Origin of the sequence: Aeromonas genomosp. paramedia (assembly GCF_023093515.1) — a bacterium.
In the GTDB taxonomy this organism is placed as follows: Bacteria; Pseudomonadota; Gammaproteobacteria; order Enterobacterales; family Aeromonadaceae; genus Aeromonas.
The window spans coordinates 40106-63630 of record NZ_JAAROG010000016.1 but is presented as its reverse complement, the minus strand read 5'-3'; the positions used below and the strand labels follow the sequence as shown (position 1 = coordinate 63630).

The window sequence follows — 23525 nt, the reverse complement described above, 5'->3', positions numbered from 1 at the left end:
CTACGAAACCGTGATCAAGGCTTATGTGCTGCTCGCTTATTGACAGTTTCTCGCTGCAGGTCGTGAACAGGTTTAAGCCTGTGCCTGTGGTGGGAAAATTCAGGAAACAAAAAGGAGGTCATCGGCCTCCTTTTTTCACATTTCGACAAGACGTCTGCTTACTCGCTGGCGTGACCCGCCGGGCCGAGTTCGGCGCCATCCAAGAGGGCGGCACCCTCCTGCATCTTGAGCCGTCCCTCGCAGAACCACTGCACCACCAGGGGGTAGATGCTGTGCTCCTGGACCTGAACCCGGGCAGCCACCTCGTCGGCACTGTCCCCTTCGAAGATGGGGACGCGAGCCTGCAGGATCACAGGGCCGCCGTCCAGCTCTTCGGTGACGAAGTGGACGCTGGCACCGTGCTCGCGCTCCCCATCGTCGATGGCGCGCTGGTGGGTGTGCAGCCCCTGGTATTTCGGCAGCAACGAGGGGTGGATGTTGATCATCCGCCCGGCGAAGTGACGCACCAGATCGGCACTCAGGATCCGCATAAAGCCGGCCAGCACCACCAGATCCGGCTGATAGTCCGTCATCAGGGCGAGCAGGGCGACGTCATACTCCGCCCGGCTGGCAAACTGCTGCTGGGCGAGAATGGCGGTGGCCACCCCGGCTTCCCTGGCGCGTACCAGCCCGTAGGCATCGGCCCTGTTGCTGATGACGCCGACCACCTCACCGGCAACCTTGCCGCTGGCGCAGTGGTCGAGAATGGTCTGCAGGTTGCTGCCGTTGCCGGAGATCAGCACCAGGATCCGTTTCATGGGGGAGGTCATTTTATGATGACTTGCTCTTCGCCATCGGCCGCCTTGGCGATGTGGCCTATGTGCCAGGCGTTCTCGCCTTCGGCCTTGAGCAGGGTCAGCGCCTTGTCCAGCTGATCCGCCGGCAGGGCGATGATCATGCCGACACCGCAGTTGAAGGTGCGGTACATCTCGTGGCGGGTGACATTGCCGGCCTGCTGCAGCCAGCTGAACACCGCCGGCCACTGCCAGCTCTGCTCGTCGATCACCGCCTGGGTATTGGCGGGCAGCACGCGGGGGATGTTCTCCCAGAAGCCGCCACCTGTGATGTGGGACAGGGCGTGGATCTCGCACTCCTTGATGAGCTTGAGCACCGGCTTCACATAGATGCGGGTCGGCTCCAGCAGGGCGTTGGCCAGGGTGGTGTCACCCAGCGGCTGATGCACGTCGGCCTGGGAGACTTCCAGGATCTTGCGCACCAGGGAGAAGCCGTTGGAGTGGGGGCCGCTCGCGGCCAGGGCGATCAGGGCATCCCCTTCGCCGACCTTGCTGCCGTCGATGATCTCGCTCTTCTCCACCACACCGACGCAGAAACCGGCGATGTCGTAGTCTTCCCCTTCATACATGCCAGGCATTTCGGCGGTCTCGCCGCCCACCAGGGCGCAGCCGGACTGCTCGCAGCCTGCACCTATGCCGGTGACCACGGCGGCGGCGGTGTCTACATCCAGCTTGCCGGTGGCATAGTAGTCGAGGAAGAACAGGGGCTCGGCGCCTTGCACGATGAGGTCATTGACGCACATGGCCACCAGATCGATGCCCACGGTATCGTGCTTCTTCAGATCGATGGCCAGACGCAGCTTGGTGCCCACACCGTCGGTACCGGAGACCAGTACCGGCTCCTTGTAGCCAGCAGGGATTTGACACAGGGCCCCAAAGCCGCCAAGACCACCAAGGACTTCAGGACGACGAGTGCGCTTTGACACGCCCTTGATACGTTCAACCAGTGCATTGCCGGCATCGATATCTACGCCAGCATCCTTGTAGCTCAGTGAGGTTTTGTCAGTCACGCGTATTCCCCGTCATATAGAAAAGTGGAGGGTAAAATTCGGGGCGTATTCTACCAGTGGGTGGGTAAAAGCAGAAAGAAAATCGTTTGCGCGTTTTTGCGTGGAAAAGCTCTACAAGCCGCAGCTTTTGTTGTATGATTCCGCGATTTTTTGGCGCCGGTTCGAGGAGATAATAATGAAAGTCGTTGAAGTCAAACACCCCCTGGTCAAGCACAAGATCGGCCTGATGCGCGAAGGCGACATCAGCACCAAGCGTTTCCGTGAACTGGCCAAGGAAGTGGGCAGTCTGTTGACCTACGAAGCGACCTCTGACTTCGAAACCGAGAAAGTTACCATCGATGGCTGGAACGGGCCAGTGGAAGTTGACCAGATCAAGGGCAAGAAGGTCACCGTCGTGCCTATCCTGCGCGCCGGTCTTGGCATGATGGACGGCGTGCTCGAGCACATGCCGAGTGCCCGTGTCAGCGTGGTCGGCATCTACCGTGATGAAGAGACCCTGCAGCCGGTTCCCTATTTCGAGAAGATCGTCAGCAACATCGAAGAGCGTCTGGCCCTGGTCATCGACCCCATGCTGGCCACCGGCGGCTCCATGATTGCCACCATAGATCTGCTGAAGAAGAAAGGCTGCCAGTCCATCAAGGTGCTGGTGCTGGTTGCCGCCCCGGAAGGGATCAAGGCGCTGGAAGCCGCTCACCCCGACGTGGAGCTGTTCTGTGCCTCCATCGATCAGGGACTGAACGAGAAGGGCTACATAGTCCCGGGTCTGGGGGATGCCGGCGACAAGATCTTCGGCACCAAGTAACCCCTGACACCATAGCCGCTCTCTCTGAGCGCAAGCGGAGCCGGCACCTTGCCGGCTCCGTCGTTTATCCCGCCCTCCGGCTTGCTGCCATGCGCGCCTTGCCGCTACCATAAGCAGCATCCCCCATTTCGAGAATCTTCTTTATGCTGAAACGCTTAGCGACTCTCCTCTGCTGTCTGCCACTCATGGTGTCGGCTGCCCAGGTGACCGACCTCTATCAGGGCAAGGCGCCGACCAGCGGCGACATGACGGCCGCCCAGTCCCAGGCTCTGGGGGAGGTACTCGTCAAGGTGACCGGCAGGCGCGACATCCTCACCCAGCCCGAGGTGGCCAAGGCGCTGGCGGCCCCCGGTGACTATGTGCAGCACTACGGCTATCAGGATGTGGGACCGGTCAAGTTTCTCAAGGCCGATTTCAACGTGGCCAAGGTCAATGCCCTGGTAGGCCAGAGCAAGTTCCCCCTGCTGGGGCCCGTCCGCCCGCAAATGGCACTCTGGCTGGTAATAGATGAAGGGGAGCGCCGCATACTGCCGGATCAGTCCAGCGACGGCTGGTCCGCCGCCCTGCGCGGCCAGGCCCAGGCCATGGGGTTGCCGGTCAGCATCCCGCTGATGGATCTGGACGACAACATGGCGGTCAGCGCCACCGATGTCTGGGGCCGCTTCGCCGACCCCATCCTCAAGGCGAGCGAGCGCTATGGCGCCGAGATGGTGGTGCTGGGCAAGCTGACGCCGGAAGGGGAGAAGTGGAGCATCGACTGGGGGCTCTATGGCGCCAAGCCGGGAGCTCAGGGCGGCGCAGAGCTGACCGAGCTGACCAAGGGGGCCGGTTCGGGTACCCAGGCCGAGGTGGCGCAGGGCATGGCCGATGCCCTGGCGGGCTGGCTGGTGCAACAGTACGGCACTCGCCTGTCCGGGGTCGTCTCCAGCCAGACCCTGGTGGTGGAGGGGTTGTCCGGCATCGACGGCATGATCCAGATACAGAAGATGCTGCAGGGCATGGCCAGCGTCACCAAGGTGGCGATCGGCAAGCTGGAGGGGGACAAGGTGACCTTCAACCTGTCGCTTCAGGGGGACAAGGCCGAGCTGGTAAGGGGCCTGCAACTGGAGAGCCGCCTGCACCAGATCGAAGACAACGAGAGCGGTCTGCGTTATCAATGGTCGCAGCCCTGACGCTTTCTGCTGAGCCCAACCGCCCGGCATGAAGAGTCTGTGCGGTTCTCCAGCTCGAGAGCCAGCAGTGCTAGATCGAAGACAACGAGCGCGGTCTGCGTTATCAATGGTCGCAGCCCTGACGCTTTCTGCTGATCCCAACCGCCCGGCATGAAGAGTCTGTGCGGTTCTCCAGCTCGAGAGCCAGCAGTGCTGGATCGAAGACAACGAGCGCGGTCTGCGTTAACAGTGGTCGCAGCCCTGACGCTTTCTGCTGATCCCAACCGCCCGGCATGACCCGGGCGGTTCTCTATCTGCCGCTGCAATGATACACTTGGGCGCAAATATCACAGTCAAAGCCCAACGAGTGAAGCAACCGGCCCAACTGTCTTTAGCCGTACAATTACCGGATGATGAAACCTTCGTCAGTTTCTATCCCGGCAACAACGCCCATCTGATCACCGCCCTCAAGAATGCGGCCATCGGTCAGGGCGCTCCTTTCCTCTATTTCTGGGGAGCCAAGGGCTCCGGACGCTCCCACCTGCTGCACGCCACCTGCGCCGAGGTCAATGCCCGCGACGCCGCAGCCGCCTATCTCTCCCTCGATCAGTTCGAACAGCTGGATCCCAGCATGCTCGACGCCCTCGAAAGCCTGCCCCTGGTCTGTCTCGACAGCCTGGAAGCCATCGCCGGCAATGCCCTGTGGGAGCGGGCCCTGTTCGATTTTTACAATCGCTGGAAAGAGAAAGGCGAGGGTACCCTGGTGGTCACCGGCTGCAGCGCCCCGCGCAAGCTGGGGCTGCAACTGCCGGATCTCGCCTCTCGCCTCGATTGGGGAGTGAGTTTCCATCTCGACGAGCTCGATGACGAAGGCAAGCTCAGTGCCCTGCAGCTGCGTGCCGAGCTGCGGGGCTTCAAACTGCCCATCGACGTGGGCCGCTTCCTGCTCAACCGCTTGTCCCGCGACATGCGCACCCTGCTCACCACCCTCAATCAGCTCGACAACGCCTCCTTTCGCGCCAAACGCAAGCTCACCATCCCCTTTGTCAAAGAGATCCTCGAACTCTGAGCCAACGGTGATTGCCTGTCTGCGCCACATCTTTGAGTGGCGAGCAAAAAGAAACCCCGGCACCAGGCCGGGGTTTTGGTTCGAGCGAGATGGCTCGTGTCATGGGGTGATCAGTGGAACTGGTCTTCTTCGGTGGAACCGGTCAGGGCTGTCACCGAGGACTGGCCACCCTGGATGACGGTGGTCACCTTGTCGAAGTAACCGGTACCCACTTCCTGCTGGTGTGCCACGAAGGTGTAACCCCGCTCGGCGGCCGCGAACTCCGGCTGCTGCACCATCTCGACGTAGTGCTTCATCCCTTCGCCGCGGGCGTACTGGTAGGCCAGCTCGTACATGTGGAACCACATGTTGTGGATGCCCGCGAGGGTGATGAACTGGTACTTGTAGCCCATGTCGGAGAGCTCCTGCTGGAAGCGGGCGATGGTGGCATCGTCCAGGTTCTTCTTCCAGTTGAAGCTCGGGGAGCAGTTGTAGGCCAGGATCTTGTCCGGGTACTGGGCCTTGATGGCCTCGGCAAACTGGCGAGCCTCGTCCAGATCCGGCTTGGCGGTCTCGCACCACACCATGTCGGCGTAAGGGGCATAGGCCAGGCCGCGGGAGATGGCCTGCTCGATACCGGCCTGCACCTTGTAGAAGCCCTCGGCGGTACGCTCACCGGTCAGGAAGCCGGCATCGTAGGGATCGGCATCCGTGGTCAGCAGGTCGGCGGCGTTGGCGTCGGTACGGGCGATCACTAGCGTGGTGGTGCCGCAGACATCCGCGGCCAGACGGGCGGCGATCAGTTTTTGCACCGCTTCCTGGCTCGGCACCAGCACCTTGCCTCCCATGTGACCGCATTTTTTCACGGACGCGAGCTGATCTTCGAAGTGCACGCCGGCGGCGCCCGCTTCAATCATGCCCTTCATCAGCTCGAAGGCGTTCAGCACGCCGCCGAAACCGGCTTCCGCATCCGCGACGATCGGCAGGAAGTAGTCGATGAAGCCGGCATCCTGCGGACCCACCTTGTTGGCCCACTGGATCTGGTCGGCACGTGCAAACGAGTTGTTGATGCGCTCCACCACGGACGGGACAGAGTTGGCCGGGTAGAGGGACTGATCCGGGTACATGGTGGAGGAGAGGTTGTTGTCCGCCGCCACCTGCCAGCCGGAGAGGTAGATGGCCTCTATGCCTGCCTTGGCCTGCTGCACCGCCTGGCCGCCGGTCAGGGCGCCGAGGCAGTTGACGTAGCCCTTCTTGGCGCCGCCGTGGATCAGCTCCCACAGCTTGTCGGCGCCGCGCTGGGCCAGGGTGTGTACCGGCTGCAGGCTGCCGCGCAGGTTCACCACGTCTTCGGCGCTGTAGCCGCGTTTGATCCCTTTCCAGCGGGGGTTTTCTGCCCAGTCTTTCTCGATAGCCTGGATCTGTTGCTCACGGGTCAGTGCCATATCAGTTCCCTCTTTCATTGATTTCACGTTTCCATTGATTTGTTATGGACGAGCCCCTCCCGGGGCCCGGATTCAGAGCCGCTCGTAACCGGGCAGCGTCAGAAAATCGATCAGGGTGTCGGCGCAGGTGATCTGCTCCATCAGCTCGCTCGCCTCGGCGAAACGACCTGCCTGCCAGCGGGCCTCGCCCACCTCGGCTTTGACCACCTCCTGCTCCTCAGCCAGCATCTGGCGGAACAGCGCCTTGGTCACCACCTTGCCATTGGTGAGGCTCTTGCCGTGGCGGATCCACTGCCAGATGGAGGTACGGGAGATCTCGGCGGTGGCGGCGTCTTCCATCAGGCCGTAGATGGGCACGCAGCCGTTGCCGTTGATCCAGGCCTCCAGGTATTGCAGGGCGACCCGGATGTTGGTGCGCATGCCCGTCTCGGTGCGCTCCCCCTCGCAGGGGGCCAGCAGATCGGCGGCGGTGATGGGGGCATCCTGCTCGCGCAGCACACCGATCTGGTTCTTGGCGCCAGCCGGGATGGCGGCGTTGAACACCGCCATGGCGGTATCGGCGAGGCCGGGGTGGGCGACCCAGGTGCCGTCGTGGCCGTTGTTGGCTTCACGCTCCTTGTCAGCCTTCACCTTGGCAAATACCTGTTCATTCACCGCAGGATCTTTAGCCGGGATAAAGGCAGCCATGCCGCCCATGGCGAGGGCGCCGCGCTTGTGACAGGTCTTGATCAGCAGGCGCGAGTAGGCGGAGAGGAACGGCTTGTCCATGGTCACCACCTGGCGGTCCGGCAGGACACGGTCAGGGTGATTCTTCAAGGTCTTGATGTAGCTGAAGATGTAGTCCCAGCGGCCGCAGTTCAGCGCCACTATGTGATCCTTCATCTGATAGAGCAGCTCGTCCATCTCGAACACCGCAGGCAGGGTCTCGATGAGGACGGTGGCCTTGATGGTGCCGCGGGGCAGACCGAACTTGTCCTCGGTCCAGGCGAACACCTCGCTCCACCAGCGACCTTCCAGGTGGCTCTGCAGCTTGGGCACATAGAAGTAGGGGCCCGAGCCCTTGGCCAGCAGCGCCTTGTGGTTGTGCAGGAAGTAGAGGGCGAAGTCGAACAGGCCGCCGGGGATGGCCTCGCCATCGAAGGTGACGTGTTTTTCCGGCAGGTGCAGACCACGGACCCGGCAGATAAGCACGGCGGGATCGGGATTGAGGGTGTAAGCCTTGCCTTCCGGACTGGTGTAGGAGACGGTGCCATTGACCGCATCGCGCAGGTTGATCTGACCCTCGATCACCTTGTTCCAGGCGGGCGCCAGTGAATCCTCGAAGTCCGCCATGAACACCTTGACGTTGGCGTTGAGGGCGTTGATCACCATCTTTCGCTCGACCGGGCCGGTGATCTCCACACGGCGGTCCTGCAGATCGGCGGGAATGCCGCGCACTGTCCAGCTGCCTTCGCGGATGTGGGCGGTTTCGGGCAGGAAGTCCGGCAACTCGCCGCCATCGATGCGAGCCTGGCGAGCCACCCGTTGTTTCAGCAGTTCATTGCGCTGAGGAGCGAAGCGTTCCACCAGTTCGGATACCAGGGCCACCGCATCCGGCGTCAGGATCTGCGCGTAATCGGGAAGCATCTCGCCTTGGATGCGCAGACGGGTGCTGCTGATGGTCTGGGCCGGTGCCGACATAGGTTTCACTCCTTTGAAAGTTACATTTTGAACTTACTAACTACGACTAACGTCTATATCCGTTTCTCTTAAACTCCCCGTAACAGCGGGGTAACACGACTCATAAGGTGCAAAATAATGCTTGGTTCGTCAACTTGATTTTTAAAACAGGTGTTTTTGGTTGGTATTTAAGTTAATGTTTTTAAAGTGGTTATGTGATTAGCATAAAAGCTCTACGCAGATGGTTATGCTCTCGACTGGCAAGGCTGTCAGGGGGGATGAAAGCGCCGGGTGCGGCACATCAAAAATGTAATTAATTACGTAATAAAATTACCAATGCAAAAACAAATCCCGACCTTACTCCAGGCTTTGCGAAAACAGCTGTATGAAATGCCTGCTACCAACACAGTCAGCATCTGGTATATGACGTCATTGACAGGTGAACTGCCGTTTAAAACGAAATGGTCAAATCTTGCGAAGTGGGGGCATAGGGGGGCGAGTGGTAGAAATGACGAGCAATAACGTAGGTTTGTATCAAGGGGCAGGGGCAGGGGGGAGGGCGATGACGGGGAACGGAGTAGTGAATAACACCAGTCCCTGGATGTTTATCAGCATTTTATGGTTATTTTCGTTGGCGGCTTTTTAGCCGGGTCGGGACGGGGTGCCGGACAACAAAACCGGCCTTTCATCCGCAGGGTTTGGAGAGGGGCTGGGCCAGAATCGCCTCAGTAGTCATCATCCGGCGCGGCGAGATCGATCACATCGAGATGCACTGTGCCGCCGAGGCCGGTGTCGGTGGATTCGAGATCGGAATGGGGTGAGGAGAGAAGGGGCTGATCGGGCTGAGTGTCGACTGCTTGGTTCATGGGTGCTTGCCTCAATGGATTGCAAGCCGGTTGGTGATTCCCTCACCCTGATGCCACCTCCCTGTCTGATGGCCGGCGGAAAAGTTGCGTATCCTAGCGGGACTTTATGAAAGCTTCAAGTGGTTCTGTATAAAATTCATGCCATCACAGCCTCTGTGCAAGCCACCGGGGTGAGACAAGAAGAGGACGTGCAGGGGACGGGTAGAAAGAAGGCAAAAAAATAGCCCAGTCGTTTGACTGGGCTATTTTCGGGGAAAATGGTCGGTGTGAGAGGATTCGAACCTCCGACCCTCTACACCCCATGCAGATGCGCTACCTGGCTGCGCTACACACCGACGGAGTCAGCTCGGCTGACGGGAAGGGAGTCTAATAGGATGAACTCTAGGGTGCAACTCCTTTTTTATCAGGGAGATGCCGATTGCTTCTTTATTGCTCAACCAAGATGCAACTTGGGCCTTGGCAGGAGTTTTGGCATAATCGCCGCCCACCTCGCCCGGTGCAGGTGGCCCTGGATCCGGGCCGAGCGGACAGGGCCGTCTTTGATGATGAATACAGATAAATGAGAGGAGCGGCCGTGGAGCCAGCACAGAAGAACGCAGCCGAGATGCAGATCACCCAGGACGAGCGCTGGATGCGTCATGCCATGGCCCTGGCGGCCAGGGCGGAAGGGATAGGGGAGATCCCGGTCGGTGCCGTGCTGGTGCTGGGGGACGAGGTGGTCGGCGAGGGGTGGAACCGCTCCATCAGCGCCCATGACGCCTGCGCCCATGCGGAGATCATGGCGATCCGTGCCGCCGGCATCACGCTGGAGAACTACCGGCTGATCGACACCACCCTCTATGTGACGCTGGAGCCCTGCTGCATGTGTGCCGGCGCCCTCATCCACAGCCGGGTGAAGCGGGTGGTCTACGGGGCCCGCGATCTCAAGACCGGGGCGGCGGGCTCGGTGTTCGACATTTTGCAGGACCCGCGCCACAACCACAACGTCGAGCTGACGGGAGGCGTGCTGGCAGAGGCCTGCTCGGCCCAGCTGTCGGACTTCTTCAAGCGGCGCCGCGCCGAGAAGAAGGCGGCCAGAGAGGCGCTGAAACAAAGTGGTGGCCCGGCCCTCTGAGGCGGGCGGGGCATCGTCTTGCCCGTCCCGGATTTATTCACATATCCACATATAAAACAGAGGGTTGGCACTTCGGCTTGCCCTCGCTCTCCGGTCAGTATCCCCCCTGAAATAACCTCTTCACAGAGACTCTCGATGTAACAAAACTGTCATGCAACCGCCATATAATGCCGCCAAGCCTAGCTCACATTGAGGTCTTGCATGTCATCGGAATCGTTAAACCTGGTCATGGCGGGCAGTAGAAAACGCCGGATCAAGGATAAATTGGCCAAGTACGGCGTCACCACAGGGGGAGCCCTGGTACTGGTGGCCCTGCTGCTTATCTTCTTCTACCTGCTCTATGTGGTGAAACCCATCTTCAATGGCGCCAGCGTGGAGGCGACCTCCTCCTTTACCCTGCCGACGCAGGGCAAGACGGCCTGGCTCGGCGTCGAGGAGCAGAACGAGATAGGGTATCGCTTCAACGACCAGGGTCAGGTCAGCTTCTTCGCCGTCAAGGCGGATGGCGGCGTCAAGGTGGGTCAGGTGCTGGGTCAGGCCAGTGTGGCCGGTGACGTCACCGCCGTCGCCCCTCCCGCGCCGGGCCAGAAGCTCATCGCCTATGGCTTTGCCGATGGCAAGGCCATGGTGGTGCAGCCCTCGTTCAAGGTCTCCTACCCGAATGACGTGCGCGTCATCGAGCCCAGCCTGCAATATCCCTTCGGCGAAGAGCCTGTGGTGATAGATCCCCAGGGCAAGGCGCTGACCCGCATGGTGTTCGAGGCGACCAAGGACAAGATGGCCACCGCCGCCGTGACCGAGGATGGCCGTGGCGTGATGACGGTGATGAGCGGTGAGGAGAACTTCCTCTCCGGCGAGATCGAGTGGAGCCGCCAGAACTACGCCATTCCTTCCCTGCCTCGTCACGTGGATCAGATGCTGCTGACCCCCAATCTGCGCATCCTGTTCGTGCGTGAAGGCAATCGCCTGTCTGTCTATGACATCCACAACCTGAGCGACATCTCCCTGCGCGACGTCATGGAGATCAATGCCCCCAACGCCGACGTGACCCAGGTTGCCCTGCTCTCCGGCGCCTCCTCCCTGATGGTGGGCAATGACAATGGCGTCATCTCCCAGTGGTTCGAGGTGGCAAAAGATGGCAAGCGCCAGTTCACCCAGATCCGTGACTTCAAGGGCGACGGCCCGGTCGCGCTGCTGACCCCGGAGCATTTCCGCAAGGGCTTCATCAGCGCCGCCAACGACGGGACCATCAACTTCTTCCACGCCACCGGCGAGGCCAAGCTGCTTGGCGAGACCATAGAAGGGGGCGCCCTGGCGGCCCTGGCCATCTCTCCCCGTCACAACCTGTTGCTGACCCAGCAGGGGAATGACTTCAAGGTATTCGAGGTGGAGAACGATCACCCCGAGGTGACTTGGTCCGCCCTGTGGCAGGAGGTGTGGTACGAAGGGTATCCGGAGCCCCAGTATGTGTGGCAGTCCACCTCTGCCAGCAACGACTTCGAAGCCAAGCTGAGCCTGGTGCCCCTGGTGTTCGGGACCCTCAAGGCCTCCTTCTACGCCATGCTGTTTGCGGTGCCGCTCGGCGTCGCCGGTGCCATCTACACCGCCTACTTCATGTCGGCGGGTCTGCGCAAATACGTCAAGCCGACGGTGGAGATCATGGCGGCGCTGCCGACCGTCATCCTCGGCTTCCTGGCGGGTCTGTGGCTGGCCCCCATCATCGAAGGGGCGCTGCCAGGGGTGATCCTGCTGCTGCTGTTGCTGCCGATGGGCATGTTGCTCACCGCCCTGGTGTGGAACTACCTGCCGGAGCGCGGCCGCTCCTGGCTGCCGGAGGGCTGGCACGCCATCCTGCTCATTCCTGTGCTGCTGCTGATTGGCTGGGGCGCCTTCGCCTTGAGCCCGCTCATCGAGAATGCCTTCATGCACGGGGATTCGCGCATCTGGCTGACCCACGAGATGGGCATCAAGTTTGACCAGCGCAACTCCCTGGTGGTCGGTATCGCCATGGGCTTCGCCGTCATACCCACCATCTTCTCCATCGCCGAAGATGCGGTCTTCTCGGTGCCCAAGCACCTGACCCAGGGCTCCCTGGCGCTCGGCGCCACCCCCTGGCAGACCCTGAGCCGGGTGGTGATCCTGACCGCGAGTCCGGGCATCTTCTCGGCGGTGATGATGGGCCTGGGCCGCGCCGTGGGCGAGACCATGATAGTGCTGATGGCCACCGGCAACACCCCCATCATGGACTTCTCCATGTTCCAGGGGCTGCGTACCCTGGCGGCGAACATCGCGGTGGAAATGCCGGAGTCGGAAGTGGGCAGCTCCCACTACCGGGTGCTCTTCCTCGCGGCCTTCGTCCTCTTCGTATTCACCTTTATGTTCAACACCCTGGCCGAGTTCATCCGTCAGCGGTTGCGTGAAAAGTACAGCTCTCTGTAATGAGCCGTTCCATCAAAAGCGGCGCTCTGCATATGAACAAGGAATCGATAATGGGTAAGTGGTTTAAATCGGGGGCCCCCTGGATCTGGATGACGGGGGGCGCCGTCAGCCTGAGTCTGGTGGCTGTACTGGGTCTGCTGTTGCTGATCGGCTGGCGTGGTCTGGTCTACTTCTGGCCGCACCCCATCTATGAGTGGCAGCTTGAAGACGCCAGCGGCAACAAGAGCGTGCTGATCGGCGAGATCAACGACCGCGAGCTGGTACCTGTGGAGCGGCTGCGCGCCGCGGGTCAGGCGCTGGAGGGGGAGGAGCGCGAGCTGCTGACCCGTTATCTGGTCAAGACCGGCAACCGCGAGTTCGTCGACCTCGACTTCCGCTGGGTGCTGGAGACCGACATCAAGTCCCGCACCCAGCCCGCCGAGCTCGCCATGGTGGAGCGTGCCACCAACGGCAACTTCTACGGTTACATCACCTCGGTGAAGGAGGATGGCCGCGAGCTGACCCAGGATCTGCATCCTGCCCTGCAACGGGTACTGGCCCGTGCCAACGCCCTGTCGGAACAGGCCAACGATCTGCAAAAGGGAGACATCGGCGGCATCAACTACCAGCTGGAGCGACTGCGCCTGAAAGAGCGCAAGGCGGAGCTGGAAGGGGAGCTGACCGACGCGCTCAAGGCGGACCTCGCCGCGCAGCGCCAGGCCCTGAACGATCGCTATCAGGTGCTGGAGAAGGAACTTTTCTCCCTGCGTGCCCAGGCGGACAGAGACGCCATCACGGTCAAGGACATGCGTGGCGAGCAGGTGACCATGCCCATGTCCAAGGTGCTGGACGTGGTCTGGCCCAACGACATGAGCCTGCCCGCCAAGGTGGGTCACTGGTTCCACCAGATTGGCAAGTTCGTCTCCGACGATCCCCGTGAGGCCAACACCGAGGGCGGCGTCTTCCCGGCCATCTTCGGCACCGTCTTCATGGTGTTGCTGATGGCCATCATAGTGACGCCCCTTGGGGTGGTGGCTGCCGTCTACCTGCACGAGTACGCGGGCAAGAACAGCCTGACCAAGATCATCCGCATCGCGGTGATCAACCTGGCGGGTGTGCCCTCCATCGTCTACGGCGTGTTCGGTCTGGGCTTCTTCGTCTACACCCTCGGTGGCTCCCTGGACCAGCTGTTCTATCCGGAAGCGCTGCCGAGCCCGACCTTTGGCTCACCCGGCGTCATCTGGTCGGCGCTGACCCTGGCCATCCTGACCCTGCCGGTGGTGATCGTCTCCACCGAAGAGGGGCTGGCGCGGATCCCGAGCACCATACGCCAGGGCTCCCTGGCCCTGGGGGCCACCCAGGCCGAGACCCTGTGGCGCATAGTGCTGCCCATGGCGAGCCCGGCCATCATGACCGGCCTCATCCTGGCGATCGCCCGGGCCGCCGGTGAAGTGGCACCGCTGATGCTGGTGGGGGTGGTAAAACTGGCACCGACCCTGCCGATGGATGGCAACTTCCCGTACCTGCACGTGGAGCGCAAGTTCATGCACCTGGGCTTCCACATCTATGACGTCGGCTTCCAGAGCCCGAACGTCGAGGCGGCGCGCCCCCTGGTCTACGCCACCTCCTTCCTGCTGGTGACGGTGATCGTGGGCCTCAACCTGACGGCCATCGGCATTCGTAACCACCTGCGCGAGAAATTCCGGTCGCTGGAGCATTAATCCAGCCACCCCTGAGACAAGAGATGCGCGGCCCGGCGGCCGCCATCAACAGCATGATGGTCGCCGGAGTGTATCCGGCCACCTTGAACTGATTTGAGGTAACAGATGATTAACGTAACACCGACTTCGACCCAGCATACCGCCCTGGACCTGCTCAACCTGAGCCCGGAGCAGACCGCCCTTGAGGTCAAGGATCTCAACCTGTACTACGGCAACAAGCAGGCGCTGTTCAACGTCAACATGAAGATCCCGAAAGGGCAGGTGACGGCCTTTATCGGTCCGTCCGGTTGTGGCAAGTCGACGCTGCTGCGCTGCATCAACCGGATGAACGATCTGGTGGAGATCTGCCGCATCGAGGGGGAGATCCAGCTGCATGGCCACAACATCTACGACAAGAGCGTGGATGTCTCCGCCCTGCGCCGTCAGGTGGGCATGGTGTTCCAGCGCCCCAACCCCTTCCCGAAATCCATCTACGAGAACGTGGTCTATGGCCTGCGCCTGCAGGGCATCAACGACAGACGCACCCTGGACGAGGCCGCCGAGCGCTCACTGCGCGGCGCGGCCCTGTGGGAAGAGGTGAAGGATCGCCTGCACGACAACGCGTTCGGCCTCTCAGGTGGTCAGCAGCAGCGTCTGGTGATCGCCCGTGCCATCGCCATCGAGCCGGAAGTGCTGCTGCTCGATGAACCGACCTCGGCGCTCGACCCCATCTCCACCCTCACCATCGAGGAGCTGATCAACGAGCTCAAGAGCCAGTTCACCGTGGTGATAGTGACCCACAACATGCAGCAGGCGGCGCGGGTGTCGGATCAGACCGCCTTCATGTACATGGGCGAGCTCATCGAGTACTCGAACACCAACACCATCTTCACCACCCCGGCCAAGAAGAAGACCGAGGACTACATCACCGGTCGTTACGGCTAAGGCATGGTTGGTGCAACAGGGGTTATTGGTATGAACAAGATGAGCATCAATAAACAGATTACCGGTCGGTTCAACGGCTAAGGCATGGTTGGTGCAATAAGGGTTATTGGTATGAACAAGATGAGCATCAATAAACAGATTACCGGTCGGTTCAACGGCTAAGGCATACTCGGAGCAACAAGGATTATTTGTATGGACAATATGAACCTCAATAAACACATCTCCGGTCAGTTCAATGCCGAGCTCGAGAACGTGCGCAACCAGGTGCTGGTGATGGGCGGTCTGGTGGAGCAGCAGCTGACCGACGCCATCTCCGCCATCCACATCCAGGATCTGGATGCGGCGCGCAAGATAGTGGCCAACGACCACAAGGTCAACGCCATGGAAGTGGCCATCGACGAGGAGTGCACCCGCATCATCGCCAAGCGTCAGCCCACCGCGTCCGACCTGCGCCTGGTGATGGCCATCATCAAGACCATCACGGATCTGGAGCGCATCGGCGACGTGGCGGACAAGATAGCCCGCATGCTGACCGACAACGCCAACAAGCCGCAGCCGCCGCTGGTGTCCCTCGAGAACATGGGCCGTCGCACCATCAAGATGCTGCACGACGTGCTCGACGCCTTCGCCCGCATGGATCTGGAGGCGGCCATCGCCGTCTACAAGGAAGATGACAAGGTGGACCGGGAGTACGAGTCCATCATCCGCGAGCTGATGACCTACATGATGGAAGATCCCCGCACCATACCCCAGGTACTGAACGTGCTCTGGGCGGCCCGGGCCATCGAGCGGGTCGGCGATCGCTGCCAGCACATCTGCGAATACATCGTCTACTACGTCAAGGGCAAGGACGTGCGCCACACCAAGGCGGATGAACTGAGCGACCTGCTCGGCAAGCATTGAATCCACGATGAATAAAAAGGCGCGTTGAGCGCCTTTTTTATTGCATTGGGGGACGGCTTAAGATAACGCGCCCCACTGGGCGCTTTTCTGCTAGAATATGGCCCCTGTGTGAGTCCCGGATGGAGTCACGGTCCGGTTTCCCGGGCCCAGTTTGCCGTCTTGTGCTAAGGCGGCTGTCGCAATAGGTTAATCATGAGTTTTGCCGATAGTTTGTTCTTTTTGATGCTGCTGGTCGCCGGCAGTGTGTTCTTCTCGCTCTCCGAGATCTCTCTCGCCGCCTCCCGCAAGATCAAGTTGCAGGTGATGGCCGACGAGGGCAATCGCCATGCCGAAAAAGTGCTGGCGCTGCAGGCCCAGCCGGGCAACTTCTTTACCGTGGTGCAGATAGGCCTGAACACGGTCGCCATCCTGGGCGGCATCCTGGGCGAATCTGCCCTGAACCCCGCCATCAAGGAGCTTATCTCCGGCTTCTATCAGGGCCCCTGGCTCTCCCAGATAAGCTCGATCGCCTCCTTCGTGTTCGTCACCGGCATGTTCATCCTGATAGCGGACTTGATGCCCAAGCGCCTCGCCATGACGATGCCGGAACGGGTTGCGGTGGTGGTGGTGCGCCCCATGCTGCTGTGCGTGACCCTGCTGATGCCGCTGGTGTGGTTCTTCAACGGCATGGCCAACGCCCTGTTCCGCCTGCTGCGGGTCTCCATGGTGCGTAACGACGAGATCACCTCGGACGACATCTACGCGGTGATGGATGCGGGGGCCGAGGCCGGCGTCATCCAGCGCGAGGAGCACCAGCTCATCGAGAACGTGTTCGAGCTGCAGTCCCTCGGCGTCACCTCCGCCATGACGGCCCGCGAAAGCCTCATCTACTTCACCCTGCAAGAGGGGGAGGAGAGCATCAAGGCCAAGATAGCCGAGCACCCCCACAACAAGTTCCTGGTGTGTGACCACAACCTCGACAGCATCAAGGGGTTCGTGGATGCCAAGGAGCTGCTGATCCGCGTCATCAGCGGCCAGAGCATCGATCTCAACAGCGGCTCCCTGGTGCAGAGCGTCATCATCATTCCCGACACCCTGAACCTCTACGAGGCGATGGAGTACTTCAAGAACCACAGGGGCGACTTCGCCGTGGTGATGAACGAGTACGCCCTGGTGGTGGGGATTGTCACCATGAACGACCTGATGAGCACCGTCATGGGGGAGTGGGCCACCCACGTGGTGGAAGAGCAGATCGTCCAGCGGGACGAGAACTCCTGGCTGGTGGACGGGGTCACCCCCATCTCCGACGTCATGCGGGCCTTCGACATCGAGGAGTTCCCGGACGCGCAGAACTACGAGACCATTGCCGGTTTCATCATGTTCATGCTGCGCAAGATCCCCAAGCGTACCGACTCGGTGAAGTACGCGGGCTACAAGTTCGAAGTGGTCGACATCGACAGCTACAAGATCGACCAGCTGCTGGTCACCCGCATTGAACCCAATGTGATCGACAAACCCGCCCTGGAATCGTGAAAGGAGTTACCAAGGAGTCATGAAGATGCTGTCTTATTCCCGTGCGTTGAGCTGTGTGGCTCTAGCCCTGGCGCTGGGGGCCTGCAGCCAGAGCGCACCCCGCAAACCCGCCGCCGCTCCCAAGCCCGTGGCCCCCAAGGCCGCCGTGGTAGCGCCGCAGCCGGACCCCGATGCCGTGGTGCAGAGTGCAGTGGCAGAGCCGAGCCCGGTGTTCGATGAGGAGTACCATGGTCCGGATCAGGGGTCGCTGGAGTCGGTGACCGCCCTGTTCGCCCGTGGCTACATAGAATCTGCCATGCGTGAGACCATGCTGGCGGCGGTGCACAGCGACTACCCCTTGCTCGGCATGCGGGATGTGCGCCTGACCGACCCTGTGGCCAAGTTCCTCACCTCGGCCCAGGCCCGTACCACGGCCCACGACTACCTCTATGCCGGGGTGCAGCGCAGGTTGGGCCGCCCCCTGAGTCCCGCCCAGTGGGAGCAGATCTGGCAAGGCTTCCCCCAGCAGGGGCGAGTCTCCGACTGGGTCAAGCAGACCAAGCGGGTACTGGCAGGACGCTGAGTCGCCAGCCATCCATGCTTCACAAGAGGCCACCCCCGGGGTGGCCTCTTGTCGTTCAGGGCCATGGCCCGGGCCCAGGGTGGCGAGGACGGGGGGCCTTCCTTTGCCGCTATCATCCCGAGCTTGTCCGGATTTGTTCCTCGTTCCCGATTGCCTCTCTCTCTGCTTTGCGCCATGATGCACAGGACGTATAGCCGTCTAGATGTTTTGATGGCTTAATGTTGTTCCACACAATAAACACCCGTCATGACGGGGAGACGCAGAGAGACAGAGATGGATACACAGAATTTGTGGGTACTGGATGGCGGCATGGGGCGCGAGCTGGCACGGCGGGGCGCACCGTTTCGCCAGCCGGAGTGGTCGGCCCTGGCCCTGATGGAGGCGCCAGAGACGGTGCGCGAGGTGCATCAGGCCTATGTTGCGAGCGGGGCCCGGGTCATCACCACCAACAGCTATGCCCTGGTGCCGTTTCATATCGGTGACGAACGCTTCGCCGCAGATGGCGAGCGGCTTGCGGCCCTGGCCGGGCAACTGGCGCGGGAGGTGGCCGACGACCAGGGGGGCGCCGTGCTGGTGGCCGGTTCCCTGCCACCGCTCTTTGGCTCCTACCGTGCCGATCTGTTCGACGCGGGCAGGGTGAGCGAGCTGGCGACCCCGCTTGTTCGGGCGCTCTCCCCCCGGGTGGATCTCTGGCTGGCGGAGACCATGAGCCTCATTGCCGAGCCGCTGGCCCTCAAGGCTCTGCTGCCAGGCGATGGCAAGCCGTTCTGGGTCTCCTTCACCCTGGAGGACGAGGCGCCGGGCAGCGAGCCGACCCTGCGCTCCGGTGAGCGGGTGGCCGATGCCGTCACCGCGTTGGCGTCGGCCGGGGTGGACGCCATCCTGTTCAACTGCTGCCAGCCCGAGGTGATCGAAGCCGCGCTCAAGGTGGCTAGTGCCGGCTTGCAGACTCTGGGTCGCAGCGACATTCGCCTCGGCGCCTATGCCAACGCCTTCCCGCCCCAACCCAAGGAGGCCACCGCCAACGACGGCCTGGACGAGATCCGCGCCGATCTGGGGCCGCTGGATTACCTCGGCTGGGCCGAGCGCTGGCGCGCGGCTGGGGCAAACCTCATTGGCGGCTGCTGCGGCATAGGCCCGGAACACATTGAGGCGCTGGCCAGCCGGCTGCGTTAAGGAGAGCCCATGAAAGAGAGCAAGATAGGGCTCTGGTCCCTCACCGCCCTGGTGTTCAGCTCCATGGTGGGGGCGGGGATCTTCAGCCTGCCCCAGAACATGGCCGAGGTGGCCGGGGCCCGCGCCGTGCTGATCGGCTGGGGCGTGACCGGGGTGGGCATTCTGGCGCTCGCCGCGAGCTTCCTCTATCTGTCGCGGCTGAGACCCGATCTCGACGGCGGCATCTACAGCTATGCCCGCGCCGGCTTTGGCGATCTGGTGGGCTTCTTCTCCGCCTGGGGCTATTGGCTCTGTGCCACCATCGGCGTGGTGGGCTATCTGGTGATCGCCTTCGCGGCGCTGGGCAGCTTCGTCGATACCCCGGAACAGATCTGGTTTGGTGACGGCAACACCCTGGCGGCCTTCATCGGCGAGTCCTGCATCCTCTGGGCTGTGCACCTGCTGGTGGCCCGCGGCGTGCAGCAGGCGGCCCTGTTCAACCTGGTGGCGACCCTGGCCAAGAGCCTGCCGCTGCTGCTGTTCATCCTGTTCGCCTGCTACTGGTTCGATCCTGTCACCTTCGCGGCGGATCAGCAGGGCAGCACCCTGGCGGTGCCGGTCTCCGAGCAGGTGCGCAACACCATGCTGATCACCCTCTGGGTCTTCACCGGCATCGAGGGGGCGGCGGTGCTCTCGGCCCGGGCCAGAAACAGGCGGGACGTGGGCACGGCCACAGTGCTGGGCGTGGTGCTGGCGCTGCTGCTCTATGTGCTCATCTCTGTGCTGGCGCTGGGGATCCTGAGTCGCCCCGAGCTCGCGGCCCTGCCCAACCCCTCCATGGCGGGACTGATGGCCCAGATGACAGGATCCTGGGGCAAGGTGCTCATCAGCGCCGGTCTCATCGTCTCGGTGCTCGCCTCCTACGTGAGCTGGACCCTGTTCTCGGCCGAGGTGCCGTTCAGCGCGGCGCGTCACGGCGCCTTCCCGGCCATCTTCCGGCGTCAGAACCGCAACGGCACCCCCATAGCGTCGCTCTGGCTCACCAGCCTGACGGTGCAGGGCTGCCTGCTGCTGGTGTGGCTGCTCGGCAAGGGGTACACCAATCTGCTGCTCATCTCCACCTCCATGATACTGGTGCCCTACCTGCTGATCGGCCTGTTCCTGCTCAAGCTCTCCTTGAGTGGAGAGGGCAATGGCCTGGTGCGGGCTGTGGCCCTGGTGTCGAGCGGTTACGGTCTCTGGCTGCTCTACGCCGCCGGGATGGAGTACCTGCTGCTCTCCTTGCTGCTCTACGGGCCGGGTCTGCTGCTGTTTCTCTACAGCCGCCGTCAGCTCGGGGCGGATCAGCGGCTCAGCGGGCGCGAGCGGCTGCTGGCCGGGATAACCCTGGTGAGCCTGGTGCCCGCTATCTGGTCCTTTGCCCACGTCTGAGCGACCTGACGATCAAATGCAAGAGAGCGCCCAGGGGCGCTCTCTTTTTGTCTGCGACGCGGACTTGTTTTAGCTGCGGCAAGGACTTAGCGGCTGGCGGGGCCCGCCGGTTTGCCAAACAGCACCTTTAGCTTCTCTGACCAGGGCAGGCCTCGGGCCTCCTGCACCATGTCGCGCCACTCGTGGAAGGTGAGGGTGAGGGGATTGAAGCTGTGGATGGGCTTGGTGATGCCGAAGCGGCAGGGCTCGGCGGGGTCTTCCTCCACGAAGGTGCCAAACAGCCTGTCCCAGATGATCAGCACCCCGGCGAAGTTGCGGTCGATATATCTGGGGTTGCTGGCGTGGTGCACCCTGTGGTGGGAGGGGGTGTTGAAAATCCACTCCAGCCAGCCGAGCTTGCCCACCACCTGGGTGTGGACGAAGAACTGAAAGCCCAGGCTGAGCAGCACGGTGGCGACCACCGCCTCGGGGGGGAAGCCGATGAGGATCATGGGGATCCAGAACAGCCACATGCCGGAGACCGGATACATCAGGCTCTGGCGAAAGGCGGTGGAGAGGTTGAGCCGCTCCGAGCTGTGGTGCACCACGTGGGAGGCCCAGAGCCAGCGCACGTGGTGGCTCGCGAAGTGGAACAGCCAGTAGCAGAGATCCTGCAGCAGGAAGAGCAGCAAGAGGCTCCAGACATTGAGCTCTATGTCGAACAGTCGCCAGCCCCACAGGGCGTCATAGAGGTAGGCGATGGCGATGGCCGCCAGGGCGTCGCCCCCTTGGTGCATCAGGGCCAGGGCGGCATTGGCGAACAGGTCGCGCCACTGGTAGGTGGCGGTGGGAAAGGCCGCCCCGTGTTTGCGCAGATAGAGCATCTCCCAGCCGACGAAGGCCAGAAAGAGGGGGGAGAGGTAGAGCAGCAGCAGTTGCACATCCATGTGAGGCATCCGGTTGGACCAGTTGGGTTCCAGCATACCGAATGGATTTAAAATTTCATTAACATCCTGCCACCGTCCGCGCGACGGGCAGCCAGATGACCGCTTGCTGCTCAGTGAAGGATCAGGGGGAGGTGGCGAGGTGAGAATAGTGAAGAGGGAGCCCAGGGCTCCCTCTTGTGCTCCTGTTTACAGCACCTGACTCAGGAACTGGCGCAGGCGCGGGGAGGGGGGATTGTCGAAGAAGTCGCTGGGCTTTTCATCCACCAGCAGCTCGCCGCTCTCCATGAAGAGCACGCGATCTGCGACCTCACGGGCAAAGCCCATCTCGTGGGTCACCACCACCATGGTCATGCCCTCTTTGGCCAGGCCCTTCATGACGTCCAGCACCTCTCCCACCATCTCGGGGTCCAGGGCGCTGGTGGGCTCGTCAAACAGCATGATGCGCGGCTGCATGGCGAGCGCCCGGGCGATGGCCACCCGCTGCTGCTGGCCGCCGGAGAGCTGGGAGGGGTAGCTCTGGGCCTTGTTCGACAGCCCCACTTTCAGCAGCAGGGCCTTGGCCCGCTCCTCGGCGTCCTGGCGGGACAACCCTCGCACCTTCTGGGGGGCGAGGCTGATGTTGTCCAGCACGTTCAAGTGGGGGAAGAGGTTGAAGGACTGGAACACCATGCCTACCTCTTCCCGCAGCTTGTTGACGTCGCCGGGCTCGGTCAGGCTGATGCCATCGACCTCGATATGGCCGTCGTTGATGGTCTCGAGCTGGTTGAGGGTGCGCAGGAAGGTGGATTTGCCAGAGCCGCTCGGGCCCACTATCACCACCACTTCCCCTTCCGCCACCTGGGTGCTGACGTTTTTCAGGGCGTGCACCTCGGTGCCGTAGAACTTCTCTACACCGCTCGCTTTGATAATGGGATCAGTTGCTGCGCGCATATTTCACCTCCAGACGTCGCACCAGGAAGGCGCGGGGCGTGCCGGTGATGGCAGCACTTCTCGACACAGGTTGAGCCTTGATAATGGGATCAGTTGCTTTTCGCATATTTCACCTCCAGACGGCGCACCAGGAAGGAGAGGGTGCCGGTGAGCACCAGATAGAGCAGGGCCACGGTGAACCACACCTCGAACGGGCTGAAGGTGGAGCTGACCACCTCCCGTCCCGCCTTGGTGAGATCCGTGATGGAGATGACCGACACCAGGGAGGAGTCCTTGATGAGGTTGATGAACTGGCCCGCCAGGGGGGGCAAGACCCGCTTGAACGCCTGGGGCAGGATCACATAGCGCATGGTCTGGGCCGAGGTGAGGCCCAGGCTGCGGCCTGCCTCCATCTGCCCCTTGTGGATGGAGCTGATGCCGGCGCGCACGATTTCGGCCACGTAGGCGCCGGTGAAGACGGCCAGCGCCGCCACCCCGGCGGTGAATCTGTCGAGGTTGAGCACTGTGCCGATGAAGAAATAGACGATGAAGATCTGCACCAGCAGCGGGGTGCCGCGAATGAGCTCCACATAGGTGACAGCCAGGTTGCGCAGGGCGGGATTGGGTGAGAGGCGGGCGAGGCCGGCCAGGGTGCCCAGCAGGATGGCGAAGACGCCAGCCACCAGGGAGAGCTTGACCGTGACCCAGACGCCCCAGGCGATGGGGCCGGCGGTCCAGCTCAGTTGCACATCCAGGGTGTCACCGAGGAAGACGGTATCCCCTTCGGCAACCTGGGCGCCTGTGCTGGCGATGGCCTGGCGACGGTTGGGGTCGAGATCGTCTTGCAGGAAGAGCTGCCCCTTCTCTGCGGCAGTGGTGCCGGTCACCACTGTGCCGTCAAATTCTGCGTACTGTTTCTGTTCGGCCTGGTAGGCGATGTACTGGGGAATGCGTTCCCAGCGCCAGGTGTAATCCACCGCCTGCACGGCCTTGTAGATGCCAAAGATGGCGGCCAGCACCATCAGCAGGAAGACGCCGTGCCAGAGCAGCAGGTTGGGCTGTTTTTCCATCTGTCTTGTGATTTTGGGGTTGATCACTGTCACAACCTCTCTTGTCGTTATTGTGTGGGGTCTGCG

At 62.0% G+C, this 23525-nt stretch carries 20 protein-coding genes and 1 tRNA gene; 12 read left to right on the top strand and 9 right to left on the bottom strand.

Annotated elements, in window-relative coordinates; all coding sequences use genetic code 11:
- Nucleotides 1–158 precede the first annotated feature (158 nt).
- Together purN and purM are read right to left on the bottom strand one after the other, a co-directional pair.
- The gene (purN, locus tag HB860_RS10270; protein ID WP_247626567.1) at nt 159–797 is read right to left on the bottom strand and encodes a phosphoribosylglycinamide formyltransferase; all 639 of its coding nucleotides are present in this window, start codon (nt 795–797) and stop codon (nt 159–161) included.
- An 8-nt stretch (nt 798–805) separates the two neighbouring features.
- Complete coding sequence (purM, locus tag HB860_RS10265) at nt 806–1843, bottom strand: phosphoribosylformylglycinamidine cyclo-ligase (RefSeq protein WP_247626566.1); 1038 nt, start codon at nt 1841–1843, stop codon at nt 806–808.
- 175 nt (nt 1844–2018) lie between these two features.
- On the opposite strand from purM, the gene upp reads away from it, so the two are divergent.
- From upp to hda, 3 genes are all read left to right on the top strand, one after another.
- Entirely contained in the window at nt 2019–2645 is a 627-nt protein-coding gene (gene upp / locus HB860_RS10260; RefSeq protein ID WP_005302745.1) for a uracil phosphoribosyltransferase, read from the top strand.
- Nucleotides 2646–2788: 143 nt separating this feature from the next.
- Entirely contained in the window at nt 2789–3817 is a 1029-nt protein-coding gene (locus HB860_RS10255) for a DUF2066 domain-containing protein (protein WP_247626565.1), read from the top strand.
- Between the two features lie 346 nt (nt 3818–4163).
- Nucleotides 4164–4865 (top strand): DnaA inactivator Hda, encoded by a 702-nt coding sequence (gene hda, locus HB860_RS10250; RefSeq protein ID WP_162519142.1) that lies wholly within the window; start codon nt 4164–4166, stop codon nt 4863–4865.
- A gap of 110 nt (nt 4866–4975) precedes the next feature.
- Here the strand turns inward: hda and aceA are convergent, their stop codons facing one another.
- From aceA to HB860_RS10230, 4 genes are all read right to left on the bottom strand, one after another.
- Entirely contained in the window at nt 4976–6289 is a 1314-nt protein-coding gene (aceA, locus tag HB860_RS10245; RefSeq protein WP_182788447.1) for an isocitrate lyase, read from the bottom strand.
- Nucleotides 6290–6361: 72 nt separating this feature from the next.
- Nucleotides 6362–7969: a malate synthase A gene (gene aceB, locus HB860_RS10240; protein ID WP_247626564.1), complete on the bottom strand. Its 1608-nt coding sequence runs from the start codon at nt 7967–7969 to the stop codon at nt 6362–6364.
- 704 nt (nt 7970–8673) lie between these two features.
- A complete protein-coding gene (locus HB860_RS10235) occupies nt 8674–8814 on the bottom strand; it encodes a hypothetical protein (protein WP_163153711.1) in 141 nt (46 codons plus the stop codon).
- 258 nt (nt 8815–9072) lie between these two features.
- A tRNA-Pro gene (locus HB860_RS10230) sits at nt 9073–9149 on the bottom strand.
- A gap of 269 nt (nt 9150–9418) precedes the next feature.
- On the opposite strand from HB860_RS10230, the gene tadA reads away from it, so the two are divergent.
- The 9 genes from tadA to HB860_RS10185 all read left to right on the top strand — a co-directional run bounded on the left by tadA (nt 9419) and on the right by HB860_RS10185 (nt 20554).
- A complete protein-coding gene (gene tadA, locus HB860_RS10225; RefSeq protein ID WP_282101199.1) occupies nt 9419–9928 on the top strand; it encodes a tRNA adenosine(34) deaminase TadA in 510 nt (169 codons plus the stop codon).
- Nucleotides 9929–10129: 201 nt separating this feature from the next.
- A complete protein-coding gene (locus HB860_RS10220) occupies nt 10130–12367 on the top strand; it encodes an ABC transporter permease subunit (RefSeq protein ID WP_139437000.1) in 2238 nt (745 codons plus the stop codon).
- A gap of 50 nt (nt 12368–12417) precedes the next feature.
- The gene (gene pstA, locus HB860_RS10215) at nt 12418–14067 is read left to right on the top strand and encodes a phosphate ABC transporter permease PstA (protein ID WP_247626563.1); all 1650 of its coding nucleotides are present in this window, start codon (nt 12418–12420) and stop codon (nt 14065–14067) included.
- A 105-nt stretch (nt 14068–14172) separates the two neighbouring features.
- Nucleotides 14173–14991 (top strand): phosphate ABC transporter ATP-binding protein PstB, encoded by an 819-nt coding sequence (pstB, locus tag HB860_RS10210; RefSeq protein WP_005328825.1) that lies wholly within the window; start codon nt 14173–14175, stop codon nt 14989–14991.
- Between the two features lie 192 nt (nt 14992–15183).
- Nucleotides 15184–15894, top strand: a complete 711-nt coding sequence (phoU, locus tag HB860_RS10205) for a phosphate signaling complex protein PhoU (protein ID WP_025327511.1) — start codon at nt 15184–15186, stop codon at nt 15892–15894.
- Nucleotides 15895–16086: 192 nt separating this feature from the next.
- The gene (locus HB860_RS10200; RefSeq protein WP_139437003.1) at nt 16087–17406 is read left to right on the top strand and encodes a hemolysin family protein; all 1320 of its coding nucleotides are present in this window, start codon (nt 16087–16089) and stop codon (nt 17404–17406) included.
- 19 nt (nt 17407–17425) lie between these two features.
- Complete coding sequence (locus HB860_RS10195) at nt 17426–17968, top strand: hypothetical protein (RefSeq protein ID WP_247626562.1); 543 nt, start codon at nt 17426–17428, stop codon at nt 17966–17968.
- Nucleotides 17969–18241: 273 nt separating this feature from the next.
- Nucleotides 18242–19144 (top strand): homocysteine S-methyltransferase family protein, encoded by a 903-nt coding sequence (locus tag HB860_RS10190; protein ID WP_247626561.1) that lies wholly within the window; start codon nt 18242–18244, stop codon nt 19142–19144.
- 9 nt (nt 19145–19153) lie between these two features.
- The gene (locus HB860_RS10185; RefSeq protein ID WP_247626560.1) at nt 19154–20554 is read left to right on the top strand and encodes a basic amino acid/polyamine antiporter; all 1401 of its coding nucleotides are present in this window, start codon (nt 19154–19156) and stop codon (nt 20552–20554) included.
- Nucleotides 20555–20640: 86 nt separating this feature from the next.
- Here HB860_RS10185 and HB860_RS10180 read toward each other — a convergent pair whose 3' ends face one another.
- From HB860_RS10180 to HB860_RS10170, 3 genes are all read right to left on the bottom strand, one after another.
- On the bottom strand, nt 20641–21480 hold the full coding sequence (locus tag HB860_RS10180; RefSeq protein ID WP_247626559.1) for a sterol desaturase family protein: 840 nt from the start codon (nt 21478–21480) through the stop codon (nt 20641–20643).
- A gap of 186 nt (nt 21481–21666) precedes the next feature.
- Nucleotides 21667–22410, bottom strand: coding sequence for an amino acid ABC transporter ATP-binding protein (locus HB860_RS10175; RefSeq protein WP_247626558.1), 744 nt, complete (start codon nt 22408–22410; stop codon nt 21667–21669).
- Nucleotides 22411–22499: 89 nt separating this feature from the next.
- Nucleotides 22500–23459 (bottom strand): amino acid ABC transporter permease, encoded by a 960-nt coding sequence (locus HB860_RS10170; RefSeq protein ID WP_247626619.1) that lies wholly within the window; start codon nt 23457–23459, stop codon nt 22500–22502.
- Nucleotides 23460–23525: the final 66 nt, after the last annotated feature.